General features: G+C 61.3%; 27 protein-coding genes. 12 read left to right on the top strand and 15 right to left on the bottom strand.

The genetic code is table 11. From position 1 onward, the window contains the following. Positions 1-97: 97 nt before the first annotated feature. The 3 genes from OCV80_RS06495 (at position 98) to OCV80_RS06485 (ending at position 1,985) form a co-directional block, all read left to right on the top strand. A complete protein-coding gene (locus tag OCV80_RS06495; RefSeq protein ID WP_021749765.1) occupies positions 98-610 on the top strand; it encodes an RNA polymerase sigma factor in 513 nt (170 codons plus the stop codon). 72 nt (positions 611-682) lie between these two features. Further along, complete coding sequence (locus OCV80_RS06490) at positions 683-1,552, top strand: DUF4367 domain-containing protein (protein WP_267288292.1); 870 nt, start codon at positions 683-685, stop codon at positions 1,550-1,552. Between the two features lie 13 nt (positions 1,553-1,565). Continuing rightward, entirely contained in the window at positions 1,566-1,985 is a 420-nt protein-coding gene (locus OCV80_RS06485; RefSeq protein ID WP_136891565.1) for a hypothetical protein, read from the top strand. 44 nt (positions 1,986-2,029) lie between these two features. On the opposite strand, the gene dpaL is transcribed toward OCV80_RS06485, so the two are convergent. Continuing rightward, positions 2,030-3,244 carry a diaminopropionate ammonia-lyase gene (gene dpaL / locus OCV80_RS06480; RefSeq protein ID WP_119310724.1) on the bottom strand — a complete coding sequence of 405 codons (1,215 nt, stop codon included), beginning with the start codon at positions 3,242-3,244 and terminating at the stop codon, positions 2,030-2,032. Positions 3,245-3,462: 218 nt separating this feature from the next. On the opposite strand from dpaL, the gene OCV80_RS06475 reads away from it, so the two are divergent. From OCV80_RS06475 to OCV80_RS06460, 4 genes are all read left to right on the top strand, one after another. Beyond that, positions 3,463-5,712, top strand: a complete 2,250-nt coding sequence (locus tag OCV80_RS06475; RefSeq protein ID WP_136891564.1) for a heavy metal translocating P-type ATPase — start codon at positions 3,463-3,465, stop codon at positions 5,710-5,712. Between the two features lie 33 nt (positions 5,713-5,745). Beyond that, on the top strand, positions 5,746-6,096 hold the full coding sequence (locus OCV80_RS06470; protein WP_021749760.1) for a metal-sensing transcriptional repressor: 351 nt from the start codon (positions 5,746-5,748) through the stop codon (positions 6,094-6,096). Between the two features lie 15 nt (positions 6,097-6,111). Next, on the top strand, positions 6,112-6,306 hold the full coding sequence (locus tag OCV80_RS06465; protein ID WP_021749759.1) for a heavy-metal-associated domain-containing protein: 195 nt from the start codon (positions 6,112-6,114) through the stop codon (positions 6,304-6,306). Between the two features lie 347 nt (positions 6,307-6,653). Next, positions 6,654-7,679 (top strand): G5 domain-containing protein, encoded by a 1,026-nt coding sequence (locus OCV80_RS06460; RefSeq protein ID WP_136891563.1) that lies wholly within the window; start codon positions 6,654-6,656, stop codon positions 7,677-7,679. A gap of 73 nt (positions 7,680-7,752) precedes the next feature. On the opposite strand, the gene OCV80_RS06455 is transcribed toward OCV80_RS06460, so the two are convergent. Continuing rightward, positions 7,753-8,436 (bottom strand): YjjG family noncanonical pyrimidine nucleotidase, encoded by a 684-nt coding sequence (locus OCV80_RS06455; protein ID WP_051319996.1) that lies wholly within the window; start codon positions 8,434-8,436, stop codon positions 7,753-7,755. Between the two features lie 139 nt (positions 8,437-8,575). Here OCV80_RS06455 and rsmA point away from each other — a divergent pair, with 139 nt between their 5' ends. After that, entirely contained in the window at positions 8,576-9,442 is an 867-nt protein-coding gene (gene rsmA, locus OCV80_RS06450; RefSeq protein WP_136891562.1) for a 16S rRNA (adenine(1518)-N(6)/adenine(1519)-N(6))-dimethyltransferase RsmA, read from the top strand. Positions 9,443-9,532: 90 nt separating this feature from the next. Beyond that, a complete protein-coding gene (gene pckA, locus OCV80_RS06445; protein ID WP_136891561.1) occupies positions 9,533-11,140 on the top strand; it encodes a phosphoenolpyruvate carboxykinase (ATP) in 1,608 nt (535 codons plus the stop codon). Positions 11,141-11,279: 139 nt separating this feature from the next. On the opposite strand, the gene OCV80_RS06440 is transcribed toward pckA, so the two are convergent. The 4 genes from OCV80_RS06440 to OCV80_RS06425 are packed head-to-tail and all read right to left on the bottom strand — an operon-like array spanning position 11,280 to position 13,287. After that, complete coding sequence (locus OCV80_RS06440) at positions 11,280-11,516, bottom strand: hypothetical protein (protein WP_021749750.1); 237 nt, start codon at positions 11,514-11,516, stop codon at positions 11,280-11,282. A 13-nt stretch (positions 11,517-11,529) separates the two neighbouring features. Further along, a complete protein-coding gene (locus OCV80_RS06435; protein WP_025545071.1) occupies positions 11,530-11,763 on the bottom strand; it encodes a hypothetical protein in 234 nt (77 codons plus the stop codon). A 39-nt stretch (positions 11,764-11,802) separates the two neighbouring features. After that, positions 11,803-12,246, bottom strand: a complete 444-nt coding sequence (locus OCV80_RS06430; protein WP_021749748.1) for a WapI family immunity protein — start codon at positions 12,244-12,246, stop codon at positions 11,803-11,805. A gap of 15 nt (positions 12,247-12,261) precedes the next feature. After that, on the bottom strand, positions 12,262-13,287 hold the full coding sequence (locus OCV80_RS06425; protein WP_119310717.1) for an aldo/keto reductase: 1,026 nt from the start codon (positions 13,285-13,287) through the stop codon (positions 12,262-12,264). A 253-nt stretch (positions 13,288-13,540) separates the two neighbouring features. Here OCV80_RS06425 and OCV80_RS06420 point away from each other — a divergent pair, with 253 nt between their 5' ends. After that, the gene (locus OCV80_RS06420) at positions 13,541-13,915 is read left to right on the top strand and encodes a winged helix-turn-helix domain-containing protein (protein ID WP_021749746.1); all 375 of its coding nucleotides are present in this window, start codon (positions 13,541-13,543) and stop codon (positions 13,913-13,915) included. Positions 13,916-14,020: 105 nt separating this feature from the next. Here the strand turns inward: OCV80_RS06420 and OCV80_RS06415 are convergent, their stop codons facing one another. The 7 genes from OCV80_RS06415 to xdhA form a co-directional block, all read right to left on the bottom strand. Continuing rightward, complete coding sequence (locus OCV80_RS06415) at positions 14,021-14,677, bottom strand: cytidylate kinase-like family protein (RefSeq protein ID WP_021749745.1); 657 nt, start codon at positions 14,675-14,677, stop codon at positions 14,021-14,023. Positions 14,678-14,730: 53 nt separating this feature from the next. Then, positions 14,731-14,931: a hypothetical protein gene (locus OCV80_RS06410; protein WP_136891560.1), complete on the bottom strand. Its 201-nt coding sequence runs from the start codon at positions 14,929-14,931 to the stop codon at positions 14,731-14,733. A 12-nt stretch (positions 14,932-14,943) separates the two neighbouring features. Next, positions 14,944-15,432 (bottom strand): hypothetical protein, encoded by a 489-nt coding sequence (locus tag OCV80_RS06405; protein ID WP_021749743.1) that lies wholly within the window; start codon positions 15,430-15,432, stop codon positions 14,944-14,946. A 132-nt stretch (positions 15,433-15,564) separates the two neighbouring features. Continuing rightward, entirely contained in the window at positions 15,565-16,188 is a 624-nt protein-coding gene (locus OCV80_RS06400) for a TetR/AcrR family transcriptional regulator (RefSeq protein ID WP_021749742.1), read from the bottom strand. A 127-nt stretch (positions 16,189-16,315) separates the two neighbouring features. Then, positions 16,316-16,825, bottom strand: coding sequence for a xanthine dehydrogenase subunit XdhC (xdhC, locus tag OCV80_RS06395; RefSeq protein WP_021749741.1), 510 nt, complete (start codon positions 16,823-16,825; stop codon positions 16,316-16,318). Then, complete coding sequence (gene xdhB, locus OCV80_RS06390; protein ID WP_136891559.1) at positions 16,825-17,706, bottom strand: xanthine dehydrogenase subunit XdhB; 882 nt, start codon at positions 17,704-17,706, stop codon at positions 16,825-16,827. The genes xdhC and xdhB overlap by 1 nt, the downstream gene beginning before the upstream one ends. Positions 17,707-17,721: 15 nt before the next feature. Next, positions 17,722-20,016, bottom strand: coding sequence for a xanthine dehydrogenase subunit XdhA (xdhA, locus tag OCV80_RS06385; protein ID WP_267288291.1), 2,295 nt, complete (start codon positions 20,014-20,016; stop codon positions 17,722-17,724). A 92-nt stretch (positions 20,017-20,108) separates the two neighbouring features. Here xdhA and OCV80_RS06380 point away from each other — a divergent pair, with 92 nt between their 5' ends. After that, positions 20,109-20,702 carry a nucleotidyltransferase family protein gene (locus tag OCV80_RS06380; protein ID WP_267288290.1) on the top strand — a complete coding sequence of 198 codons (594 nt, stop codon included), beginning with the start codon at positions 20,109-20,111 and terminating at the stop codon, positions 20,700-20,702. Next, a complete protein-coding gene (locus tag OCV80_RS06375; protein WP_021749737.1) occupies positions 20,699-20,968 on the top strand; it encodes a DUF1905 domain-containing protein in 270 nt (89 codons plus the stop codon). The genes OCV80_RS06380 and OCV80_RS06375 overlap by 4 nt, the downstream gene beginning before the upstream one ends. Before the next feature lie 45 nt (positions 20,969-21,013). Here OCV80_RS06375 and xdh read toward each other — a convergent pair whose 3' ends face one another. Both xdh and OCV80_RS06365 read right to left on the bottom strand, forming a co-directional pair. Next, positions 21,014-23,566: a selenium-dependent xanthine dehydrogenase gene (gene xdh, locus OCV80_RS06370; RefSeq protein ID WP_256264742.1), complete on the bottom strand. Its 2,553-nt coding sequence runs from the start codon at positions 23,564-23,566 to the stop codon at positions 21,014-21,016. Between the two features lie 135 nt (positions 23,567-23,701). Then, positions 23,702-24,349, bottom strand: a complete 648-nt coding sequence (locus OCV80_RS06365) for a thiamine diphosphokinase (protein ID WP_119310712.1) — start codon at positions 24,347-24,349, stop codon at positions 23,702-23,704. Positions 24,350-24,601: the final 252 nt, after the last annotated feature.

The following is a 24,601-nucleotide window of genomic DNA, read 5'->3' as shown; positions in this document are numbered from 1 at the left end:
TGTAAACCTGCGGCAATTTGTGTTAGAATCAAATTCGTACCGCGGCCCGCTCCGGCGGCGCGGCACCCCGATAGATAGAAAGAGAAGGGGGACGCCTATGGCGCATAACGATTCTTTTGATGAACCGCGATTTGAAGCCCTCTACCGGAAGCTGTATCCGGACCTGCTCCGCTGTGCGGAGATCGCCCTGCGGACTGGCGGAAGCTGGTACGTCTCCGTCGCCGGGCGTGCGGAAGAGGTGGTGCAGGAGCTGTTCGCCTTCGCTTGGGAGCATCAGGCAGATCTTTGGAGCAGCGCCTCGCCCACGGGATGGCTGTACCGGGTCCTGCGCTATAAGGTCCTGGAGCTCCTGAAAGAGGACCGCTTCTGGCGGAAGCACCTGATCCGGGCCGCCGGCGAGATGCCCGCTTCTCCGGAGGATGATTTCCAGCAGCGGGCGGAGATCACCAGCATCCTCACGCCGGAGGAGTACGAGATCCTGCGGAAGCTCTATCTGGAGAAGTACACCTACGAGGAGCTGGCGCGGGAGATGGGGTTGAAGAAGTCCGCCCTGGCCATGCGGGTCAAGCGTTCAAAGGAGCGGTTCGTCAAACAGTGGAACCGGCACTAAAAGTTTTTTCGCCGCCCCTGTGAACAAGCGGGGCCGAAACGGTCATTATAGATACAGAGGAGGTTCCCGGAGATGCCATCAGATCGAAATACGGCGTATCCTTTCCTGGAACAAATGCGCACCGAAGAGCTGGAGGCTCTGCTCCAGCAGGAATTCACGGCTGCGGACGGCGGTGAGCCGGACGTGGACTACATCATGGCGATTATGGAGGTGATGAAGCAGCGGGATGCGAATCCCCCGGCGGCGGAGGTCGACGTGGACGCCGCATGGCGGGATTTCAAGGAAAATTATCAAGGACAGGCTTCTGCCTATGAGACTGAGGTCCTCCCGGAACGTGACTCATCCCATCTTGACCAAATCACCTCCCCTTCCCCCAAAAAGAAAAGCCGCCGGATTCTGCGGGCAGCCGTCATCACGGCCGCGTGCATTGTGATTCTGTGCGGCGCTGCCTCCGCCTTTGGGTTCGACATCCTCCAGGCGTTCGCGGACTGGACCGCGGAGACCTTTGGATTTGTGACGCCGGGGCAGGAGGAAGCAGAAGCGCCGCAGGATGATCCGTATAATACTCTGCGTTTAGCGGTTTCTGAAAGAACTGATCTCCCAGTTGTTCCCACATGGTTTCCAGAAGATACAGAACTAGTCGGAAGCATTAGTGTTGTTGAACAAATTGGTATGATCAGACTCCAAGGAACATTCGAAAACAGTCAAGAGCAATTTACAATTCGAATTCAAATTTATGACTCTGTACCAGAAAAATACGATGGTACATATCAAATTGATAGTAACTCATTCGAACTTTATGAGGTGGACGGGATTACTTATTATTTAATGAGTAATAATGATACAAACAGTGTAGCTTGGTTGAATGGGGTGGTCGAAGGGCACATTCAAGGCCACGTTTCTTTTGATGGATTGAAAAAGATGGTCGATTCTATACAATAGGGGTAGTCTTCACATGAAGCAGAAATTCATTCGTTTAATTATTTTTACTTTGACTTTTGTAATACTTCTGGGTACAGTATCTGCAAGTGCTCAATCTCAAAGAGCTAGCGATTATTTTTCATATACGAGAGTTGTGGCAACTCCTTTAGGAGATGGTGAATTTGCCGTAGAATTTGACATCAATGCCACTCATATTATGGATAGACTTGGTGCTACAGAGATTGTAATTTGGGAACGCCAAAGCAATGGTTCTTATGAAGATGTAAAAACATATACAAGTGGTCTAATTGATACGAATACTTCAGCCGCATATAGAAGAGTGGACTACCAGGGCACACCCGGCGTGCGTTACTATGCAACGGTTGCGCTCTATGCAAAAGACAGTTCCGGCAGCGAAACCCTTTACAGCAACACATCCGTCATCACCGCCTAAACCGAAAACAAATCGGGGGAAGCAATGCTTCCCCCGGTTCTTTTTTACACCGTCGGATATTCGCCGTCCCACAGCACCTTGCGGAACTTCATGGGATCCGTGTTGCCCTCCGTGGAGAACAGCAACACCTGGCTGAACCGGTCCAGGCCGATGGCCTCCCGCAGGTCCTGGTACTCGTCCGTCTCCATCAGGGCCGCGATCAGGCCCATGCCCACCGCGCCGGACTCGCCGGAGATCACCGTGGGGTCGCCCTTCACCGGCACGCCCAGCATCCGCATGCCCCGGGCGCTGACCCAGTCCGGGCAGGAGACGAAGGCGGAGACATGGTTGCGCAGAATGTCCCAGGAGAGGATGTTGGGCTCTCCGCAGGCCAGGCCCGCCATGATGGTCTTGAGATCGCCTTCCACGATCCTCGGCTGTCCATCCCCTGCCAGGGCGCCCTGGTACAGGCAGTCCGCCGCCCGGGCCTCCATCACCACGAAGGTGGGGGGATCGTTGGGGAACAGGTTGGTGAAATATCCGATCACTGCTCCGGCCAAACTACCCACACCGGCCTGCACGAACACGTGAGTGGGGCGGTTGATCCCCACCTGCCGCAGCTGCTCCGCCGCCTCATTGGCCATGGTGCCGTAGCCCTGCATGATCCAGGCGGGGATCTCCTCGTACCCTTCCCAGGCGGTGTCCTGCACCACCACGCCGTGCTTGGTCTCGGCGGCCTCCGCCGCAGCCATGCGGACGCAGTCGTCGTAGTTGACTTCCTCGATGGTGACCTGGGCGCCCTCCTTGGCGATATTCTCATACCGGGCCTGGCTGGAGCCCTTGGGCATGTGGACCACTGCCTTCTGGCCCAGCTTGTGAGCCGCCCAGGCCACGCCCCGGCCGTGGTTGCCGTCCGTGGCGGTGAAGAAGGTGGCGTGGCCGAACTCCTGGCGGAATGCCTCGCTGGTCAGGTAGTCGTAGGTCATCTCGCTGACGTCCCTGCCCATCTCCTTGGCGATGTACCGGGCCATGGCGAAGGAGCCGCCCAGCACCTTGAAGGCGTTGAGGCCGAAGCGGAAGGACTCATCCTTCACGAACAGGCCGCCCAGGCCCAGGTACTTGGCCATGCCGTCCAGCCGGGCCAGAGGCGTGATGGAATACTGGGGAAAGCTGCTGTGGAAGAATCGAGCCTTGGCCACGTTCCCCAGGGACATGATGGAAAGCTGCCGGTCGTCGCTCTTGGGCATCCGATTGGCGACCCATTTGATCGAATCTCTCATAATCCTCACCATACAAAATTTTTTAGTTTCACAAATTTTTTGTTAGATTTCATATTCATCATACCATAGTTCCCCCGGTTGTCAAGGGGTTTTCCGGATTCCACGGCATTTTTTCACAGCCGAAAATTCCCCTCTTGACAAATACCCCCCAGGGGTATATAGTAGGTCTCAGAAAGAATACCCCCGGAGGGTATCTCTCCGGCAGATTGGAGGTTCCTATGCGAGAAGAAAAATACGACATCTCCGGGATGCACTGCGCCGCGTGCAGCGCGTCCGTGGAGCGGGTCACCCGGAAGCTGCCCGGCGTGGAGCGCAGCGAGGTGAATCTCACCACCGGTATCATGACCATTGCATACGATGAAAGTCAATGCACCCAGGAGCAGATCGTGGCCAAGGTGGAGAAGGCAGGCTTCGGCGCCGCCCTGCACCTGGAGCACCCGGCCCCCGCCACGGTCCAGAATGCTGAGGATGCAGAGACCGCCGCCCTGAAGCGGCGGAAGATCGAGCTGATCGCGGCGGCGGTGTTCTCCGCGGTGCTGCTGTATGTGTCCATGGGGCAGATGCTGCCTTTCGGGCTGCCAGCTCTGCCCCTGCCGGACCTCTTCTCCATGCACACCCATCCCATGAATTTTGCGGTGCTGCAGCTGATCCTGGCCGTGCCGGTGCTGTACTGCGGCCGGAACTTCTTCCAAGGGGGCTTCAAGTCCCTCTTCCACGGCAACCCCAACATGGACTCCCTGGTGGCCATCGGCTCCGGCTGCTCCTTTGCGTACAGCCTGGTGATGACCTTTCTGATCTCCGACGATCCCAGCTACGTCCACAATCTCTATTATGAGTCCGCCGCCGTGGTGCTGACTCTGGTGTCCCTGGGCAAGTTCCTAGAGAGCCGGAATATGCAGAAGACCAAAGGCGCCATCACCGCCCTGATGCAGCTGTCCCCGGATACCGCCATCCTGGCGGACACGGGCCGGGAGGTGCCCACCAGCCAACTGAAGGTGGGCGACGTGGTGCTGGTGAAGCCCGGCGCCCGGGTCCCGGCGGACGGCACCGTCACCCAGGGCGAGAGCAGCGTCAATGAGGCCATGCTCACCGGCGAGAGCCTGCCGGTGGAGAAGGCCGTGGGCAGCGAGGTCATCGGCGGCAGCGTCAATGAGAACGGCGTGCTGTACGTCCAGGTGACCCGTACCGGCGACGACTCCACCCTCTCCCGCATCATCCGGTTCGTGGAGGACGCCCAGGGCCGGAAAGCCCCGATCTCCAAGACCGCCGACAAAGTGGCCGGTGTGTTCGTGCCGGTGGTCATGGGCATCGCGCTGCTGGCCGCCGTCATCTGGGCCATCGCCGGGCAGCCCTTCTCCTTTGTGCTGCGGGTGTTCACATCGGTGCTGGTCATCGCCTGCCCCTGTGCCCTGGGGTTGGCAACTCCCACCGCCATCATGGTAGGCACGGGCCTGGGGGCCAAGCATGGTATCCTGATCCGCTCCGGCGAGATTCTGGAGATCACCCACAGCGTGGACACGGTGGTGCTGGACAAGACCGGCACCGTCACCGAGGGCACCCCCGCCGTGACGGAGGTCCTCCCCCATCGGTGTGAGGCATCCGACCTGCTGTCCGCCGCGGCGGCGGTGGAGGCGGTGTCCGCCCATCCCCTGGCAAACGCCATCACCGCCTACGCCCAAGAGCATGGCTACGGCGGCACCGTCCGGCCGGAGAGCTTTGAGAACCTGTCTGGCCGGGGCCTGAAGGCCGTGCTGGGCGGCGAGACCGTCCTGGCCGGCAACCGCCGATTGCTGGAGGAGCACGGCGTGGACGTCTCCTCTCTGGCATCTGATGCGGAGCGCCTCTCCGCCCAGGGCCAGACCCCCATGTACTTCGCCAGGGGCGGCACCCTGCTGGGCCTGATCTCTGTGGCCGATCCGGTGAAAGAGACCAGCGCCGCCGCCATCCAGAAAATGCGCGGGCAGGGCATCCGGACCGTGCTGCTGACCGGCGACAACCGGGCGGCGGCGGAGCACATCGGTTCCCTGGTGGGTGTGGACGAAGTCATCGCCGAGGTGCTGCCAGAGGAGAAGGCCGGCGTGGTGGAGCGGCTCCAGTCTCAGGGCCGCAAGGTGATGATGGTGGGCGACGGCATCAACGACGCCCCAGCCCTCACCGCCGCCACCGTGGGCTGCGCCATCGGCAGCGGCAGCGACATCGCCATCGAGTCCGCGGACATTGTGCTGATGCGCTCGGACCTGCAGGATGTACCCCGGGCCATCCGGCTCTCCCGGCTGACCCTGCGGGACATCAAGCAGAATCTCTTCTGGGCCTTCTGCTACAACACCATCGGTATCCCCATCGCGGCGGGCCTGCTGTTCGCCTTCGGCGGCCCTCTGCTGTCCCCCATGTTCGCGGGGGCGGCCATGAGCCTCAGCTCCGTCTGCGTGGTAGGCAACGCATTGCGGCTGGGCCGGGCCAAACTGTGATTTGACGGGAAACGGGAAAAAGGAGTATTCTATATGGAAGATCAGACTTTGCAAGCAGTCCCCGCCGCCGAGGCACCGGCGGAGGAGACAGCGGCAGGCTGTCCCTGCCGCCACAAGCACCGGGAGGCCCCGGAGTACGACTCCCTGATCCGGCGGCTGAACCGGATCGAAGGCCAGGTCCGAGGCGTCCGGGGCATGGTGGAAAAAGAGTGCTACTGCACGGACATCCTCACCCAGGTCTCCGCCATCCAGTCGGCGCTGAACGCCTTTTCCCGGGAGCTGCTCAGCAACCATATTCACTCCTGCGTGGTGCAGGACATCCAAAACGGACATCTGGAGGTCGTGGACGACCTTCTGGTCACCATTCAAAAACTGATGAAATGAAAAGGAGCACTCAATATGACTACGATTTCTGTCCCTGATATGATGTGTGAGAACTGCGTCAAGCGCATCACCAACGCCCTCACCGCCGCGGAGCTGAAGTTCTCTGTCTCTCTGGACACCAAGACTGTCACCGTCGACGGCTGTGACAACTGCGTCAAGACAGCCGTCAGCGAGCTGGAGGATCTGGGCTTCACGCCGGAGGTCCGCTGAATCCCTTGAAAACAGAGGGGGTTCCCCAACAGGTCCCGCGTCTGAACAGACAGGCGCGGGGCCTGTTTTTTTGCGTCGGTTTTATGTCACCAATTTGTTACTTTTTTTATTTTTTCTCCAGACTTTTGCACAGCTCGACCGCGTTGTTTTTCTGCAAAGTGGGAGACATAACACCGTAACCCCCACAAAAACTTGACAAAAGTGGGAAGCCGGTGTATACTAGCCCCAGTTTTCCAATCGGTAACAAAAGTTACAAGTTGTTTTCATTCAGGAAAACACCGAGGTATAGACCTTCCAAAACCAGGGAAGACTGGCATGGAAGACCTTTTCTGAGGAGGTATCTGATTTTGAACACACATGCTTTTGAGAAAAAGCTGCACAGCCTCAAGGCCCGGTTCGGTCTGCAGCTCTTTGTGCTGGCCGCCGTTGTCTGCACCAGCTGGATCGTCACCGATCACGCAAACGCCGTGTATATTCTCACCGGTCCAGAGGACGCCGCCATCGTGCTGAACGAGGAGGAAGTCCGGGAGGGCGAGATGTCCTCTCAGCTGGTGTACCTCTCCAGCGGCCAGAGTGGCTATGACATGGCCCTGACCGCCGGACAGGAGGTCACGGTCACGCACGACGGCAGCACCGTCACCGCCAAGGCCCGCAGCGAGACTGTGGCAGAGCTGCTGGAACGGCTCCACATCACCCCCAGTCCCCTGGAGATGGTAGCCGTGGATCTGGACGAGGACAGCGCCGAGCTGACCATTGCCTCCGAGCTGACCTATTACGACCAGGTGGAGGAGCCCGCCACCTACGAGACAGTGCGGGTGGCCAATCCCTCCCTGCCCAAGGGCACGGAGAAGGTGGTCCAGGAGGGCGCCGACGGCGTCCGCACCTCCATCTATGAGGTGGTCTGGTCCGGCGGCGAGGAGATCTCCCGCCAGTTCGTGGAGGAGCTGGAGAGCACCGCCGTGAATGAAGTCGTGGAGTACGGCACCGCCGTCGCTTCCACCAGGGCGGGCGTCGCCAGCGTCTCTAAAAACGCCGACGGCAGCGGCATCCTGACCCTGACAGACGGCACCACTCTGAACTTCTCCGGCGTGAAGTCCATGACCGCCACCGCTTACACCGCGGGCCACGGCGGCGCTGACTACACCACCGCCACCGGCACTCTGGTCAAGGTGGGCACCGTGGCTGTGGACAAGAACGTTATCCCCCTGGGCACTAAGATGTATATCGTGGCGGCCGACGGCTCCGTGGTCTACGGCACCGCCGTGGCGGCGGATACTGGCGTGCGGGGAAATATCGTGGACCTGTACTACGACACCTATCAGCAGTGCATCAACTTCGGACGGCGGACGTGCAATGTCTATATCCTGGAGTGATGAAACTGCCCGCAGAGGCACATTCTGAAAAGAGGTCCCCCGCCAAAAGCGGGGGACCTCTTTTCAATCGCGCTCACAGCCGCTCCAGCAGGGGTGGAAGCTCCGGCAGGGCCCCGATGGTATAATCCGCCGGGATGTCCGGCCGGGGCGGCAGGTACTGGGGATTGTACCAGCAAGACCGCAGGCCGACGTTCCGGGCGCCCCGGATGTCGGAGGTCAGGCTGTCCCCCACCATCATGGCCTCCGCCGCATCAAAGTCCGGGATCGCCGCAAAGCAGGCGTGGAAGAAGGCCGGGCTGGGCTTATAGGCCCCCATCTGTTCGGAGATGAAGATGTTTTGGAAATAGCGGGCGATGCCTGCGCTCTCGATCCGGCTGTTCTGGACCTCGGGAGTGCCGTTGGTGGCCAGATACAGCTCATATCTTGTGTGCAGGGCCTCCAGCAGTTCCTGGGCGCCGGGCACGAAGAAGTGGCCCTGGGCCAGTTGTTCCTCATAAAGCTGGCAGACCTCCTGCGGAGCAGCACGGACCCCCAGCTCATCAAACAGCAGCTGGAACCGCCGGACCAACACCTGGGGCCGGGTCAGCTTCCCCTCTTCCAGCAACTCCCACTGTCGGCGGTTCAGGACGTGATAACGGTCCAGAACGGCGTCCGTGGGGTCTACATGAAAGTGCCGCAGGGTCTGGGAGAGCGCCTGCCGCTCCGCCCGGTGGAAGTCCAGAATGGTGTCGTCCAGGTCCAGAAAAATGAATCGCATCTGCATCCCTCCTGGGGATTTTTTGATGCCACCAGTTTACCGGATCAGGCGGTATTTTGCAAGGACCATTCCCTCGCCGGGATGGGGTTGGCAGACCCGCAAAAATTTGATATACTGCTGAAGAAAGGCGGGATCAGGTATGAATCTCTGTGACTACAACACCATCCGGGACCTGCTGGCCCGGCATGGGTTCCATTTCTCCAAATCCATGGGACAGAACTTTTTGATCGATCCGGAGGTGCCCCGCCGGATCGCGGAGGCTTCCGGCGCGGACGCAGGCTGCGGCGTGCTGGAGATCGGCCCGGGCATCGGCCCCCTGACGGCGGAGTTGGCCCAGCGGGCCGGGAAGGTGGTGGCCGTGGAGCTGGACCGGGCCCTGCTGCCGGTGCTGGCGGAGACCATGGCCCCCTATCCGAATGTGGAGGTCGTGCCGGGGGACGTGCTGAAACTGGACCTCACGGCCATCACGGCAGAGAAGTTCCAGGGCCTCACGCCTATAGTCTGCGCCAACCTGCCCTACAACGTCACCTCTCCCATTCTGGAAAAGCTGGTGGAGTCCCCCTGCTTTACTGCCTTCACGGTGATGATCCAGCGGGAGGTAGCCCGGCGGCTGTGCGCCCCACAGGGCTCCTCTGAGGGCGGCTCCTTCTCCCTGTTCCTCCAGTACTACATGAAGCCGGAGCTGCTGTTCGACGTGCCGCCGGAGAAGTTTCTCCCCGCTCCCAAGGTGACCTCCGCCGTGATCCGCTGCGTCCGGCGGGAGCGGCCCGCCGTGGATGTAGCGGACGAGAGCTTTTTCTTCAAAGTGATGCGGGGCGGCTTCCTGCTGCGGCGCAAGACCCTGGCCAACAGCCTCTCCGCCGCCCTGCCGGGGATTCCCAAGGAATCCATCCAACAGGCCATCGCCGATATGGGCCTGCCTGCCGCCGTCCGGGGGGAACAGCTGACGCTTGAGGACTTCGCGGCCCTCTCCGCCGCGCTGGGGCGGGAGGCGGATGGAGATTGACTTTATCTCCCGCACCGTGTATGATATTGATACGAAAAATGCCCCTCCGCCGCGCCGGCTGGAAGATTATTCAGAAACGAGGTCATTCAAATGGCAACCATTGATCTGAGTAAATATGGTATTACTGGTACCACGGAAATTATCCGCAATCCCTCCTATGAGTTCCTGTTTGAGGAGGAGACCAAGGCCGGCCTGGAGGGCTATGACAGGGGACAGGTCACCGACCTGGGGGCCGTCAACGTCATGACCGGCATCTACACCGGCCGCTCCCCCAAGGACAAGTTCATTGTGATGGACGACACCTCCAGGGATACCGTGTGGTGGACCTCCGACGAGTTCAAAAACGACAACAAGCCCGCCTCTCAGGAGGCTTGGGATGCCTGCAAGAAGCTGGCGCAGGAGCAGCTGTCCAACAAGCGTCTGTTTGTGATGGATGTGTTCTGCGGCGCCAACCACGACTCCCGCATGGCCATCCGCTTCATCATGGAGGTGGCATGGCAGGCCCACTTCGTCAAGAATATGTTCATCCAGCCCTCTGCTGAGGAACTGGAGAACTTCGAGCCTGACTTCATCTCCTACAACGCCGCCAAGGCCAAGGTGGAGAACTATCAGGAGCTGGGCCTGAATTCCGAGACCGCCGCCATCTTCAACCTCACCTCCCGGGAGCAGGTCATCCTGAACACCTGGTACGGCGGCGAGATGAAGAAGGGCATGTTCTCCATGATGAACTACTACCTGCCCCTGAAGGGTATGGCCTCCATGCACTGCTCCGCCAATACTGATATGAACGGCGAGAACACCGCCCTGTTCTTCGGCCTGTCCGGCACCGGCAAGACCACCCTGTCCACCGACCCCAAACGCCTGCTCATCGGCGACGACGAGCACGGCTGGGATGACAACGGCGTATTCAACTTTGAGGGCGGCTGCTACGCCAAGGTCATCAACCTGGACAAGGACGCCGAGCCCGACATCTACAACGCCATCAAGCGCAACGCCCTGCTGGAGAACGTGACTGTGGACGAGAACGGCCACTGCGACTTCGCCGACGACTCCGTCACTGAGAACACCCGCGTTTCCTATCCCATCGACCACATTGAGAAGATCGTGCGACCCGTGTCCGCCGGACCCGACGCCAAGAATGTGATCTTCCTGTCCGCCGACGCCTTTGGCGTGCTGCCCCCTGTTTCCATCCTGACCCCGGAGCAGACCCAGTACTACTTCCTGTCCGGCTTCACCTCCAAGCTGGCCGGCACCGAGCGGGGCATCACCGAGCCCACTCCCACCTTCTCCGCCTGCTTCGGCCAGGCCTTCCTGGAGCTGCATCCCACCAAGTATGGCGAGGAGCTGGTAAAGAAGATGCAGAAGTCCGGTGCCAAGGCCTACTTGGTGAACACCGGCTGGAACGGCACCGGCAGGCGCATCTCCATCAAGGATACCCGCGGCATTATCGACGCCATTCTGGACGGCTCTATTCTGACTGCTCCCACCAAGACCATCCCCTACTTCAACTTTGAGGTGCCCACCGCTCTTCCCGGTGTGGACCCCGCCATCCTGGACCCCCGGGACACCTACCCGGACGCCGGCGAGTGGGATACCAAAGCCAAGGATCTGGCCTCTCGCTTTGTGAAGAACTTCTCCAAGTATGCCGCCAACGAGGCGGGCAAGGCTCTGGTAGCTGCCGGCCCCAAGGCAGAGTAAGTAAAAAACGAAAAGCCAGATGAGGGCGCCGCGGAAGCAGCGCCCTCATCTGATGGAACACACTGCCGCTTGTTCCACACAGCCGCAAGGCCGCTCTGCAAATGCAGAGCGGCCTTGTTTTGCCAGTATAACAGGATTTTTACCGAATGTACTCCCCACACTCCGGGCAGTAGTGGGGAATGCCGCCCCGGGGATCCCAGTGTCCGCCGCAGTACGGACACCGGAAGAACAGCAGCGTCTGGAGAACATCCGCCATAACAACCACCGCTCCCGGCCACAGCAGCCATCCAATCTCCAGAAACACGCCGATGAGCATCAGGACGAATCCGGCAATCAGCCCCACCCACAGCAGCGTATAACTCTTCTTGTAGTCCATGGCCGCCCTCCGTTCAGTCCAGGGGCTTCTTGCAATAGGGGCAGGTTTTGGGCAGGGTCCGCTTGGGCAGATCCCGCTTGCAGTGGGGGCAGTGGTAGAAGAAATTCATCTGAAGCGTCCCAACCAGCACACAGATGATGCCCAGCACGCCGATGACGGTTCTGCCGGTGATCCCGCCGATCAGCATCACCAGAATGCCGCCGATGCCCAATATCCGCATCAGCCAATAGCTCGTCTTATAGTTCAAGCCTGTTCACCTTCTTTCCAACCGGGGCTCCGGGGTTTTTCAGGTCCGATCCGGGAATTTTTCGCAGAGCCGGTCCAGTTCGCCGATCAGCGCCTCCATCTCCTTCTGGTCCATGGTGCAGGTGATCTCAGCGGTGTCGTCCCCGTCCATGGTGTTGGGCAGATAGAAGGACACCACCACTTCAAAGGTCCCGTCTCCCAATGCCCGGGCGCCGACGGAGAAGTAAAAGTTCTCCTGAAAGTCACTGACGTACACATCCCGGATTCCAGCCTTCAGCACTTTCAGCCCGGCGCTCATGCTCTGGAGCTCGTGGGTCAGCAGGCAGCTGTTGGAATCCTTCACCACGTCTCCGTCCTCCTTGTTCCAAGTGGCCCGGAGCACCAGCCAGTTCCGGTCGTCACTGGTGGGGTCGCCGCCGTCCGGCGGAAATTCATAGTTCACGATATCCAGCCTCAGGCTGGACTCCTCATTGCGGAAGAGCATCTGGGGTTCTCCTTTTCAGTCGTTGTGATGGGCGGCGTAAAACGCGTCGTAGTCCGCCAGCTGCTTCTGCAGCAGGGCCGGGGTGTCCAGCCCATAGGGACAGCGGGACTTGCAGGCGTTGCAGTGGATGCAGTTTTTGATCTGGTGCATCTTCTCCCGCCACTCGTCGCTCAGATAGGGCTTGTAGGGTGCCCGCCGCAGCAGCTGGGCCATCCGGGCCGCCTGGGGGATGTCGATGCCGGCGGCGCAGGGCAGGCAGTAGCCGCAGGAGCGGCAGAAGTCCCCCGACAGCTCCGTCCGGTCGTGGTCGATCACCGCCTGGAGCTCCGGCGTCATGCGGGGATTCCGCTCCGTCAGCTCCAGCCACTGGTCCAGCTCCCACTCATGCTGGATGCCCCAGATGGGCACCACGTCTGGATGCTCCTGCATAAAGGCGTAGCAGGCCTCCGCATTGTTCAGCAGGCCGCCGGAGAGGCCCTTCATGGCGATGAAGCCCATGTCGTGCTCCCGGCACAGCTCCACCAGCTCCAGGTCCTTCTCCGTGGCCAGATAGCAGAAGGGGAACTGCAGCGTCTCAAAATTGCCGGACTCAATGGCCTCGTGGGCCACCTTCAGCCGATGGTTGGTGATGCCGATGTGGCGGATGTAGCCCTTCTGCTTGGCCTCCAGTGCGGCGGCAAAGGGCCCGTCCGGGTCATGGATATCCGGCAGCACCGCCGGATTGTGGAACTGGAACAGGTCGATGTAATCCGTCCGCAGGCTGCGGAGGCTCTGCTCAATGTGGGCCTGGACCGTCTTTTTGTCTCCTCCGCCGCTCTTGGTGGAAATCACCACGTTCTGCCGCACGTCGTGGAGGGCCTCTCCCAGTTTTTCCTCGCTGTCAGTGTACATATTCGCGGTGTCGAAATAGTTGATTCCCGCCTCACAGGCCCGGCGGACCAGCTTCACTGCATCCGCCTTGGAAATCCGCTGGATGGGCAGGGCACCGAACGCCGTCTTGGTCACCAGCAGGCCGGTACGGCCCAGTCTGATTTTCTCCATAATAGTTCCTCCTTCCCGCACAGAGCGGGTCACTCCCCTGCATTGGATTGTATCACATTTTTCCAGGTTTGCAAACCGCAAATCCTGTGATATGATAGAAGCAGAATATCGCTTCGGAGGGACATGATCTCCCGTCCGGGACCCCGGCACCCCTGTCCTCAGCCTATTGGGGTCTCGCCCGGCAGGTCGGGCCCCGGATGGGTGTCCGGACGGTCCCGGCGGGGGATTGGGACAGAAACAGAGGAGGCGCCCTATGGCACAGAATGAGCTCCATTTGAAAGTGACGCTGCGGATTTACAGCGACGATGACCAGCGCTGCTTCGGCCCCGGCATCGCCACCCTGCTGCAGCGGGTGCGGGAGCACCACTCCCTCCGGGCCGGAGCCGCCTCTATGGAAATGGCCTACTCCAAGGCGTGGCGTATCATCCGCACAGCTGAGACAGTGTTTGGGTGCAAGCTGCTCTCCTCCACCATCGGAGGTGCCCACGGCGGCGGCGCGGTGCTGACGCCGGAGGCGGAGCGCCTTCTGGCGGCCTATGAGGCCTACTGCGCCGATGTGGGCACCTACGCCCAGGGGAAATTCGAGGATGCCTTCCGCTTCTACCGGGATCTGGACCATCGGCCATGACCCGGTGCGGCGTGAGCCGCCGTGCCTGCCCAGGAGTTATCCTCTCTGAACAGGAAAACGGGACCGGAGCCTGTGCGGCTCCGGTCCCTCCGTGTTTTGCGGCGCTTACGTCCGGGGACGGGTGGGATCCTCCTCCGTGGGGCTGGGGATCGGATGCTCCTTGTGGGCCACCATGGCCTGGATCAGCTCCACGGTCCGGCCCAGGCCCAGATAGCTGGAATCGATGCAGAAGTGGTAACTGTCCACACTGCCCCACTTCTTGGAGGAATAGTACTCGTAATAGGACGCCCGGCGCTTGTCGGTCTTGAGGATCAGCTGGCGGGCCTTCTCCGGCGTGAGGTTCTGCCGCTGGGCCACGCGCTGGATACGGACCTCCAGAGGTGCGCTGATAAACAGGCTCAGGTGGTTGGGATAGTCCGCCAGGGCGTAGTCCGCGCACCGGCCGATGATAACGCAGGGCCCTTGGTCCGCGATGTGCCGGATGGTGTTGAAAGTCGCCAGATACACCTGTTGTTCCAGAGAGTCACCCACACCGCTGCCGGGCAGGGCAAACATATAGGAATCCATGGCGATGGAGTACAGGAGGCTCTTGGGCCGCTCGTCGAAGTTTTCAAAAATCTTCTCGCACAGGCCGCTCTTCTTGGCGGCCTCCTGCAGCAGCTCCTTGTCATAGAAGGGAATGCCCAGCTCCTTGGCCACGCGGATGCCGATCTCCTTGCCGCCGCTGCCAAACTGCCGGCCGATGGTGATGATGGTTTTCATAGAGAACCCTCCTCTCCTTGTTGGTTTTATTATACCGCAAGAAGAGGCCGCCGTCAAACAGTACCGGGCGGACCGTCGCCGGAATCGCCCTCATCCGGCGGAAGGGGATGCCAGGGCTCCCGTTTTCCGGAAAAAAAGCGGCGGGCAATAGCATCCTTCACCATCTCCACCAGTGCATACCAGAGGTGTCCCGCCACAAAGAGAATCACCAGGGCCAGCAGGACGGCACCGACCTGCTCCAGGGAAAGCGACATGGCACGCGCTCCTCACTTCGTGGCGTAACAGGTCTTGAAGAAAGTCTCAAAGGCCTGCTCTTCCGGTCCCTGGTCCACGTAGATGAACAGCTTCTCATCCTCCAGCCACTCGAAGGTGTTGATGGCCAGATAGTGACGCCCATCCGGGTAGATGATGAAGGCGTCCGTGGGGTACTTATTCTGATAGGCCTTTTTGACTGCGGAACGGGGGCAGATTTCCGGATCGCCGCAGCCGGAGAGGTCCGGAACTGTGGGCACGACCACCACCGTGGGGTCCGCCCCCTCCTTCCAGCCCACGATCAGGCTGCCGTAGGTAGTCTTGCTGCCGTGGACCAGGCCGTAGTTGAACCGCTTCGCATCCTCCGTATAGGCGGCCACCAGCTGGTACTGCCCGCCGTCGGGCACCACGCTGTCAAACAGGCGGCGCATCTTCTGCTTGCTGTCCGCGCTTTTGGCCTGGTCAATTTCAGGTCCCTTGAAGAGTTTTCCGAAAATTCCCATGACAATCCCTCTTTAATATCTCAATTTTATATTGACCATTTTATTTTATCTGGTCAATATATGAGATATCATACCAAAAGAAACCGGATTGCGCAACTGGGTAATTATCAGCGCACAAAAAAAGACCGCCCATCAGCGGTCTTTTTTTGCGTTGCGCAGGGAGCCCAGATAGTTCACCAAAAATTTCACGTGCAGCGCCGCCGTCTCCTCCAGGTGCGAAGGAAACAGAAATGGCATGGATTCCGGCGCGGAGTTATAGATCAGGAGGCAGGAGAACACCAGGTTCGCCAGCACCTCAGGGGCGCAGTCCTCCTGCCGGATGTCCAGCAGCGCCATCAGGCGCAGAAAGAAATCCCGCTGCCCGGGCCGGAAATCCTGGAATCGCTCCGGCGTCAGGCGGCTGTGCAGATCCGCCTCCTCCCCCTGGGTCATCACCAGGATGCCGTTTTCCCGGTGGCGGAGGATCGTCCGGAAAAAAGACTCCACGTGCTCCTCCCAGGTCCCCTCCGGCCGGGCCAGCTCCTGTTCCAGCAGCCGGAGCAGACGGCAGCGCTGCTCCTCCATCATCTGGAGGGAAAAATCCTCCAGCGAGTCAAAAAACGTGTAGAAATAGGGCTTGGAAATCCCCACCGCCGCGGCGAGCTCCGCCAAGTGCAGCCCCTTCAGACCCTTGCTTACGGCCATATTCAGCCCCGTGTCCAGCAGAGCCTGCCGCACCCGGGCCCGGTCCTCCTCCGTATAGGTCTTGCGGGCCATGGCATTCCCTCCCCTTTTTCATCTGGTGCCAGTATAACACAATTCCCGGGAAAAGAAAACCGTTCTGCCGCGCATCCCCCAAAAAGCAACCCGGCCGCTGTGCGCGGCCGGGTTGCTTTTGAAGATCTCACGCCTCCGGCATGGGCTTGCCTAGGCGCTTGTACATGGTCTTTTTCACCGCCCGGAGGATATTCTCATACCCGGTGCAGCGGCACAGGTGGCCGGAGAGGAGTTTTCTCAATTCATCGTCCGTGTACTCCTTGCCGCTCTCCAGGATCTCCACTGCCGTCAGGATAAAGCCCGGCGTGCAGAAGCCGCACTGGATGGCCGCCTCGTCCACAAAGGCCTGCTGGATGTCGCTGAGCTCGCCGTTAGGGCCCAGCAGCCCTTCCAGGGTGCGGATGTGCTTGCCCTCCGCCCACACGGCCAGATAAATGCAGGAGTTGTATGCCTCCCCGTCGATCAGGACGTTGCAGGCGCCGCACTCCCCCACCTCGCAGCCCTTCTTCACGGAGGTCATCCGGAAGTCGTTGCGGAGCATGTCCGTCAGGCTGGCCCGCACGTCCACCGTGCGTTCCACGTCCTTGCCGTTCAGATTGAAGTGAACAGTCTGATACTGCATCACATGCTTTTCCATCACAGGTCACCTCCCGCCAGCTTCACCGCTTCGATGAACGCCCGCCGGGCGCTCTCCACCGCGATGTGCATCCGGAAATCCTTGGCCGCCCGCCAGGAGTCCCGGGGATTGATGTCCTCCTTCACCGCCTGGGCAAAGCGATCCGCCAGCTCCAGGCTCACCGGCTGTCCGGCGGCCAGCTCCTCCGCAGCCGCCGCCCGCAGGGGCACCGGCCCCGCCACGCCGAAGGCCACTCTCGCCCGCTCCACGGTCTTTTTGTCGGCGGAAAGGCGGACGTTCACAGAGGTTCCCAGGGTGGCGATGTCCATGGCATTCCGCATGGCATACTTTATATAGTGGCCAAATGTGTCAATATAACTGTCTTTTTCGATCAGGATAGCCGTTTGGATCTCGCCGGGACGGATATCCACCTTGCCTGCCCTGATGTAGAACTCCCGGATGGGCTGGCGGCGGATACCGTCCGGTCCCGTCAGCTCCACAATGGCGTCGTAGGCGTGGAGAGTGGAGGCGGAGTCCGCGGAGGTGACACCGTTACAGGTGTTGCCGCCGATGGTGCCGATGTTGCGGATCTGGGGACCGCCCACCTGGTCCACGGCCTCTCCCAAAACATGGAGGTATTTCTGGATCAGGGGATCCCGGGTAATGAGGGAAAAGCTGGTGAGGGAGCCGATCCGCAGGGTGCCGTCTGCCTCCAGGGTCACGCCCCGGAGTTCATCCAGCCCGTAGATGGAGATCAGCTCCACCCCGGCCCGCTTGCCCTCCCGCATCTGCACCAGCACGTCGGATCCGCCGGCGATGATCTGGGCATCCGGATGGGCCACCCGGAGGGCCACCGCGTCCTGAACGCTCTCCGCCTGATACAGGGCTTTCATATCATACATGAGTGGTTCCCTCCTTTAGTCTTCGATCAGCCCAGCCTCTTTGAATCCGCGGTAGAGGACATGGGGCGTGATAGGGCATGCGTCAAAGGCCACACCTGTGGCGTTCAGGATGGCGTTGCGGATGGCCGGCGCCGGCGAACAGGCCGGGGGCTCGCCCAGGGCCTTGGTGCCGTAGGGAGAGGTGGGCTCCGGGTTTTCCACGAACGCCGCCTGGAGCGTGGGATGGTCCATAAAGGTGGACAGCTTGTAGTCCAGCAGATTGTTGTTCAGGGGCTTTCCGGTCTTCTCGTCGAACTTCAGCTCTTCACTGAGGCCGTAACCGATGGCCATGGACATGCCGCCGTGGACCTGGGCCTCTGCCAGCGCCGGGTTGATGAGGGTGCCGCAGTCGTGGACGTTGACCAGATTCAGCAGCTTCACCTTGCACAGAGGGACGTCCACCTCCACCTCTGCGAAGGAGCAGCCGAAGGAGTAGGCGTTGGACTTGATCTGGGCCGTGGTCTCGGCGGTGATGTGCTGACTGTGCTCCAGGGAGTAGAGGCTCTCCGTTGCCAGCTCGCCCAGAGTCTTGAGGACCCGGCCGTCCTCCTTGCGGATGATCTTGCCGTCCACCAGATCCAGAACAGACACCGGCATCCGGGTCTGCTCGTGGGCGATCTGCAGAATCCGCTCCCGCAATGCTTGAGCCGTCTGCATGATGCTGAAGCCGCCGATGTACGTCTGCCGGGAGGCGTAGGCACCGGTGCCGAAGGGCGTCACGTCCGTGTCCTGGGTGGACACCACATGGACGTCCTCCACCGGGATACCCACCGCGTCCGCCACCATCTGGGAATAGGCGGTGTCGCAGCCCTGTCCAATCTCCGTCTCACCGGTCTGGAACTGGAGGGAACCGTCCTGGTTCAGCACCATCCGGCAGGAGGAGGACTCCAGCGAGATGGGCCACACAGCCGTGTTGTACCAGAACACCGCAAGGCCCACGCCCCGACGGACAGGGCCAGTCTGGTTCTGGTATTCCCGATATTTCCGCTGGTAATCCAGCATCGCCATTCCCTTGTCCATGCACTGGTTGAAGGTGTCGGCGTACAACTCGTTTCTGGAGAAGCCGTCGGTATACCCCACCGGCATCAGATTCTTCCGGCGGAATTCCATAGGCTCCATCCCGATAGCCTGACAGATATCGTCGATGTGGCACTCCCCGGCCCACATGGCCTGGGGGATCCCATAACCACGCATGGCGCCGGCGGCGGGGCGGTTGGTGTAGACCGTCCAGCAGTCGCACTCCAAATTGTCGCAGGGGTAGAGCTGGGGGAAGGCGCCCATGCCCTTGGCCACGATGCTGTGGCCGTGGGAGGCGTAGGCCCCCTGGTTGGACCAGGCCTCAAACTTCCGGGCCACCAGGGTGCCGTCCGGCCGGACGTAGGAGATGATGTGGGTGCGGATGGCGTGGCGGACCCGGTTAGAGACAAAGGTCTCCTCCCGGCTGCACTCCAGATGCACCAGCCGTCCCCCCACCTGGGTGGAGAGCCAGGCGCACAAAGGCTCGTACAGAGCGTCCTGCTTGTTGCCAAAGCCGCCGCCGATGTAGGGCTTGATGATCCGCACCTTGCCCCAGGGCAGACCCAGTGCCTGCCCCACCACCCGGCGGATGATGTGGGGGATCTGGGTGGAGGTGACCACCACCACCCGGCCCGCCTCCTCATAGGCGAAGCAGCCGTGGTTTTCAATGTGGCAGTGCTGGACAGTGGGGGTGTCGTACCAGCCCTCCACCCGGATCAGGCCCGGCTCCTGGATGGCGGTCTGATAGTCGCCTCTGCGGATATCTGTGTGCTTCAGAACATTGCCGGGGCAGTCCTCGTGGATCTGTGGGGCATCCGGCTCCATGGCCTTCTGCACGTCCAGAACGAAGGGCAGCTCCTCATACTCCACCTTCAGCGCCCGGACGGCCTGAGCGGCAGCTATCTCGTTCTCCGCGATGACGGCGGCGATGTCGTCGCCGTAATACCGCACGTGACGGTTCAGCAGCAGCCGGTCCGCCACGTCCTGGTGGGCGGGATCTGTGGACCAGGGGTGTCCCGCTGTGGGGAAGCGGTAATCGGGCACGTTGAAGCAAGTCAGGACCTTCACCACACCGGGAACGGCCTCAGCCTCCGTAGTGTCGATGGACTTCACGTAGCCGTGGGCGATGGTGGCGTGCAGGATCCTGGCCACCAGGGCGCTTTGATCGCACAGGTCCGCCACATACTTGGCGCGGCCCGTGGCTTTTTCATAGGCGTCCACACGGGTGACGCTTTTGCCGACGCTTTTGCTCATCAGGCAAGCCTCCTTTTTTGATCAAAGTTCCGCCGCCCATTGACTGGACACGGCGAAAGCGGATATACTACTGATAAAATGAGGTGATGGATGTGGAAAACAAGCCGAAAATCGGTTGTGTGGTCATGGCCGCCGGCAACGCCCGGCGGTTTGGGGAAAATAAGCTGGCCGCCCAGCTGCGGGGCAGGAGTCTCATCCTCCGGGCGCTGGAAGCCGTCCCGGCCGAGAAGTTTGACAAAGTCGTGGTGGTGACTCAATACCCGGAGGTCATGCGGCTGGCCGGGGAGTTCCACTTCGCCGCCATCCACAATCCCCACCCGGATTACGGCATCAGCCACACCATCGAACTGGGCCTGACGGCTCTGCGGGACTGTGACGGGGTGCTGTTCCAGGTGAGCGATCAGCCCCTCCTGCGGCGTGAGAGCGTGGCAGAGCTGGTGGACCGCTGGCGCACCCGGCCGGAGAAGATCGTCGCTCTGGGCCACGGCGGCGTGCGGGGCAATCCCTGCCTCTTCCCTGCCCGGTTCTTTCCGGAGCTGCTGGAGCTGCGGGAGGACCACGGCGGCAACACCGTTATCCGGCGGCACGAGGCGGATCTCCTCCTTCTGGACGTCCCGGCGGAGGAGCTCCGCGACGTGGATACCGCCCAAGCCCTGGAGGAATTGAAAGCGGAGGAGCAGGTATGAATCCAACCGTCTATGAATTCGATGCGGTGATCCGGAAAGTTCCGGACATCGACGGAGCCTATGTAGAATTCCCCCATGACGTACAGGCGCTATTCGGTAAGGGCCGAGTCAAGGTGGCTGCCACCTTTGACGGCGTCCCCTACGCGGGGAGCCTGGTGCGGATGGGCACTCCCGGCCACATCCTGGGGATGCGCAAGGACATCCGGGCCCAAATCGGGAAGCAGCCCGGAGACACCGTCCATGTGACAGTGCGAGAGCGGGGGTAACGCAGATTCGGACAGGCCGCGGCGGAAGTACCGCCGCGGCGCTTGTTATTTACGGCTGTAAGGCGTGCCCTCCAGGGGCAGACTGGTACGGAACTTGCCGTCGTAGCGGTAGTAGGCGTCCGCAATGGCTGGGGCTGTGGGGATGGAGGTGATCTCGCCGATACCGATGGCGCCGCAGGCCACGTTCAGTCCCGCTTTTTCCACGATGATGGGGGTGATCTCCGGGATCTGGTTGGCCCGGAACAGGCCCAGCGTGCCGTATTTGGCGGTGGGCCTGCAGTCCGTGAGGGGATACCGCTCCGTCAGGGCAAAGCCCATGCTCATCACCACGCCGCCCTCGATCTGCCCCTCGATGGACAGGGGATTCACGGCCTTGCCCACATCGTGGGCAGCCACCATCTGGCGGATTTTCCCCTCGTCGTCCAGGATGCACACCTGGGTGGCGTAGCCGTAGGCCACGTGGCTGACGGGGTTGGGCACCGGGGCCCCCAGAGGGTCCGTCTTTCCCAGGTATTCGCCATAGAACTCCTGACCGTTCAGGGCGTCCAGACCGCCGGAGGCCCCCATGGCCTCCTTCAGATCCTGGCAGGCCCGGCGGACCGCCTCGCCGGTGAACAGCGTCTGGCGGGAGCCGGAGGTGGTGCCGGAGTCCGGCGCGCAGTAGGTGTTGGACCGCTCGTAGACGATCCTGTCCCGGGGAATGCCCGTCTGCTCGTAGACCATCTGTGTCAGCACCGTGCCCAGGCCCTGGCCGATGCAGGAGGCACCGGCAAAGATGTGGAGCCTGCCGTCCTCCACCACCAGGCGGCACCGGCCGGTGTCCGGGATGCCCACGCCCACGCCGGCGTTCTTCATGGCGCAAGCCAGGCCCACGTACTGGTTATTCTCCACATAGGGCTTCACCGCCTCCAGCGTCTCCACCAGGCCGGTGGAGTTGTCTACGATCTGGCCGTTGGGCAGCTCCTGTCCCGGGCGAATGGCGTTGCGGTAGCGGATCTCCCAGGGGGTAATGCCCACGATGTCCGCCATCTGGTTTAAGAGGCTCTCGATGCAGAAGCAGGTCTGGGTGACACCGAAGCCCCGGAAGGCCCCGGCGGGAGGGTTGTTGGTATAATAGGCCCAGCCGTCGATCTCAAAATTCTGGTAGTTGTAGGGACCGGCGGCGTGGGTGCAGGCCCGCTCCAACACCGGCCCGCCCAGAGAGGCGTAGGCCCCGGTGTCGGCGATGACCTCGGCGGCCACGCCCTGGATGATGCCGTTCTCGTCGCAGCCGATGGAGAACTCCATCTCCATGGGGTGACGCTTGGGGTGGATCAGAATGCTCTCCGCCCGGGTGAGCTTCACCTTCACCGGGCGCTTGGTCAGGTACGCGATCAGGGCGGCGTGGTGCTGGACCGTCACGTCCTCCTTGCCGCCGAAGCCGCCGCCCACCAGGCAGTTGCGGACCTTCACTTTTTCCGCCGGCAATCCCAGCATCCCCATGGTCTCGTGCTGGGTGTCGTAGGCGCCCTGGTCTGTGGAGAGGATCATGACCCCGTCCCCGTCGGGATAGGCCACGGCGCACTCCGGCTCCAGGAAGGCGTGTTCCGTCCAGGGTGTGGAGAAGTGCTGGGTCAGCACATGCTTCGATTTGGCGATGGCCTCTGCCGGGTTGCCCCGCTGGATGTGCTTGTGGGTCAGCAGGTTCCCGGTCCGGTGGACCAGGGGAGCGTCTGGCAGCATGGCCTCCCGGGGACTGCGGACCATGGGCAGCTCCTCATAGTCCACTTTCACCAGGGCCTTGGCCTGGGCCAGGATCTCCGGTGTCTCCGCCGCCACCAGGCAGATGGCGTCACCCAAGTAATGGGTGATATCCCCCACGGCGATCATGGTGTCCCAGTCTTTCACCAAATGGCCCACCTTGTTCTGCCCGGGGATGTCCTCCGCCGTAAAGACCCCCACCACACCGGGCAGGGCCCTGGCCTCCTCCGTGTGGATGGCCAGCACCCGGGCCCGGGGGTATTGGGACCGGACGGCGCTGCCGTAGATCATGCCGTCCAGATAGATGTCGTCGGGATAGATGCCGGTGCCAGTGACCTTCTCCTCCACGTCCACCCGGGGCACCCGCTGCCCCAGGGACCAATCAGCGGGAGCCGGCGGCACCTCGCCCTTGCGGAACAGCTCGGCGGCCAGCAGAATCGCATCAATGATCTTCACATAGCCGGTGCAGCGGCAGATATTGTTTCGGATGGCGTAGGCCGCCTCCTCCCGGGTGGGATTGGGATTCATATCCAGCAATCCCTTGGCGCTCATCACCATACCGGGGATGCAGAAGCCGCACTGAACCGCCCCCGCCATGCCGAAGGCGTAGGTATAGACCTGCTTTTCAAAATCGGTCAGCCCCTCCACCGTGACGATGGACTTGCCCTCCAGCTTATCGGTCTGGGGGATGCATGCCTTGGTGGGCTTACCGTCGATCAGCACTGTGCAGGTGCCGCAGGCGCCCTCGCTGCAGCCGTCCTTTACACTGGTGAGATGCAGGGTATCCCGCAGGTAGCGGAGCAGCTTCTGGTTGTTTTCCACTGTCACGGCCCGGCCGTTCACGGTAAATTTTGCCATGGCAAGTTCCTCCTTGACTGCCGTGCCCAACCCTGGTCCCACGGTCATCGGTGTTCTTTCGGAAAGGTCGACCTTTCCGCTGTCTCTATTATACAATAACTTTCTTGCCGCCGCAACTGAACTTTGTCCGGCACGCTATTTTATCTCGGAAACAACGCCACCAGACGGCAGCTCCCACCCCACGATCAGGGCGCCCTTCCGGACGGTGATCCGGGCCTTGGGCTCGATGATGTGGTTGCTGACGCCCAGGGGGAACTCCGCCGAAAGGGAGGCGTGGGAGAGGGGATACTGCACACCCTTCTCGTCAATGCCGGAGGCCGGTGCACCCAGGCAGAAGACGGAGAGCAGGCCCCACTCCACCGTCTGCTCCACAGTGATGGTCTCATTCTCCACAGCCGTCCACACAAAATCATTGTCATAGAGGTATCCCCTGGCCCCATGGCGGCGCAGATACAGCAGTGTCTGCAGATTGGCCAGGGTGTGGTCCAGCCGCCTGCCGCCGGTGCCGCCGTAAATGTAAAACTCGCCGCAGCCCTGCTCCAGCCCCGTCTTCACAGCCAGCATGGTGTCCGTGTCATCCTTCTCCACCGGCACCCGGCGGACATGGTCAAAGTCCGCGGGCTGATCCATGGAGTCAAAGTCTCCCAGCAGCAGATCCGGGGTGATCCCCGCCTGGCGGCAGGCCAGATACCCGGCATCCGCCGCCAGCACCAGGTCCCCTGTCTGGGGCCGCTCCCGCAGGCCGTAATAGGTGCCTGCGGCAAAAATGAAGCATCGTTTCAATGGGTCCACTCCCCGTCTTGTTCATTGAGATGTCACGCGGCCGCCGTGCCGTGAAATCCAGCGGCTGTCCTTACAGCCATTGTACCATGATTCCGCGCCCATGACAAACAGAACTTCCTGACAGAAGAGCCGCATCCAGGCAGCGCCCGGACACGGCTCCTCCGTTTACTGGATATGCTCCTCACAGAAGTTGTCCAGCACCCGATAGCCCATCTCTTCCGGCTCCGCCACCGGGAAGGTGGCGATGCTGAC

It is taken from the genome of Oscillibacter acetigenes (assembly GCF_025567605.1).
In the GTDB taxonomy this organism is placed as follows: domain Bacteria; phylum Bacillota; class Clostridia; order Oscillospirales; family Oscillospiraceae; genus Oscillibacter; species Oscillibacter welbionis.
Note: the sequence above shows the minus strand (reverse complement) of the source record. Positions and strands in the feature narration are given on the sequence as shown.

Bases quoted from the DNA above. Each gene is read 5' to 3' on its own strand.
- OCV80_RS06440 (WP_021749750.1), bottom strand. From the start codon at position 11,516: ATGGACTACAAGAAGAGTTATACGCTGCTGTGGGTGGGGCTGATTGCC.
- pckA (WP_136891561.1), top strand. From the start codon at position 9,533: ATGGCAACCATTGATCTGAGTAAATATGGTATTACTGGTACCACGGAA.
- OCV80_RS06475 (WP_136891564.1), top strand. From the start codon at position 3,463: ATGCGAGAAGAAAAATACGACATCTCCGGGATGCACTGCGCCGCGTGC.
- OCV80_RS06495 (WP_021749765.1), top strand. From the start codon at position 98: ATGGCGCATAACGATTCTTTTGATGAACCGCGATTTGAAGCCCTCTAC.
- OCV80_RS06455 (WP_051319996.1), bottom strand. From the start codon at position 8,436: ATGCGATTCATTTTTCTGGACCTGGACGACACCATTCTGGACTTCCAC.
- OCV80_RS06375 (WP_021749737.1), top strand. From the start codon at position 20,699: ATGAATCCAACCGTCTATGAATTCGATGCGGTGATCCGGAAAGTTCCG.
- OCV80_RS06410 (WP_136891560.1), bottom strand. From the start codon at position 14,931: ATGTCGCTTTCCCTGGAGCAGGTCGGTGCCGTCCTGCTGGCCCTGGTG.
- OCV80_RS06430 (WP_021749748.1), bottom strand. From the start codon at position 12,246: ATGCTCTTCCGCAATGAGGAGTCCAGCCTGAGGCTGGATATCGTGAAC.
- xdhC (WP_021749741.1), bottom strand. From the start codon at position 16,825: ATGGAAAAGCATGTGATGCAGTATCAGACTGTTCACTTCAATCTGAAC.
- xdhA (WP_267288291.1), bottom strand. From the start codon at position 20,016: ATGAGCAAAAGCGTCGGCAAAAGCGTCACCCGTGTGGACGCCTATGAA.
- OCV80_RS06490 (WP_267288292.1), top strand. From the start codon at position 683: ATGCCATCAGATCGAAATACGGCGTATCCTTTCCTGGAACAAATGCGC.
- OCV80_RS06425 (WP_119310717.1), bottom strand. From the start codon at position 13,287: ATGGAGAAAATCAGACTGGGCCGTACCGGCCTGCTGGTGACCAAGACG.
- OCV80_RS06420 (WP_021749746.1), top strand. From the start codon at position 13,541: ATGGCACAGAATGAGCTCCATTTGAAAGTGACGCTGCGGATTTACAGC.
- OCV80_RS06405 (WP_021749743.1), bottom strand. From the start codon at position 15,432: ATGGGAATTTTCGGAAAACTCTTCAAGGGACCTGAAATTGACCAGGCC.
- OCV80_RS06415 (WP_021749745.1), bottom strand. From the start codon at position 14,677: ATGAAAACCATCATCACCATCGGCCGGCAGTTTGGCAGCGGCGGCAAG.
- xdh (WP_256264742.1), bottom strand. From the start codon at position 23,566: ATGGCAAAATTTACCGTGAACGGCCGGGCCGTGACAGTGGAAAACAAC.
- xdhB (WP_136891559.1), bottom strand. From the start codon at position 17,706: ATGTATGATATGAAAGCCCTGTATCAGGCGGAGAGCGTTCAGGACGCG.
- OCV80_RS06470 (WP_021749760.1), top strand. From the start codon at position 5,746: ATGGAAGATCAGACTTTGCAAGCAGTCCCCGCCGCCGAGGCACCGGCG.
- dpaL (WP_119310724.1), bottom strand. From the start codon at position 3,244: ATGAGAGATTCGATCAAATGGGTCGCCAATCGGATGCCCAAGAGCGAC.
- OCV80_RS06465 (WP_021749759.1), top strand. From the start codon at position 6,112: ATGACTACGATTTCTGTCCCTGATATGATGTGTGAGAACTGCGTCAAG.
- rsmA (WP_136891562.1), top strand. From the start codon at position 8,576: ATGAATCTCTGTGACTACAACACCATCCGGGACCTGCTGGCCCGGCAT.
- OCV80_RS06400 (WP_021749742.1), bottom strand. From the start codon at position 16,188: ATGGCCCGCAAGACCTATACGGAGGAGGACCGGGCCCGGGTGCGGCAG.
- OCV80_RS06485 (WP_136891565.1), top strand. From the start codon at position 1,566: ATGAAGCAGAAATTCATTCGTTTAATTATTTTTACTTTGACTTTTGTA.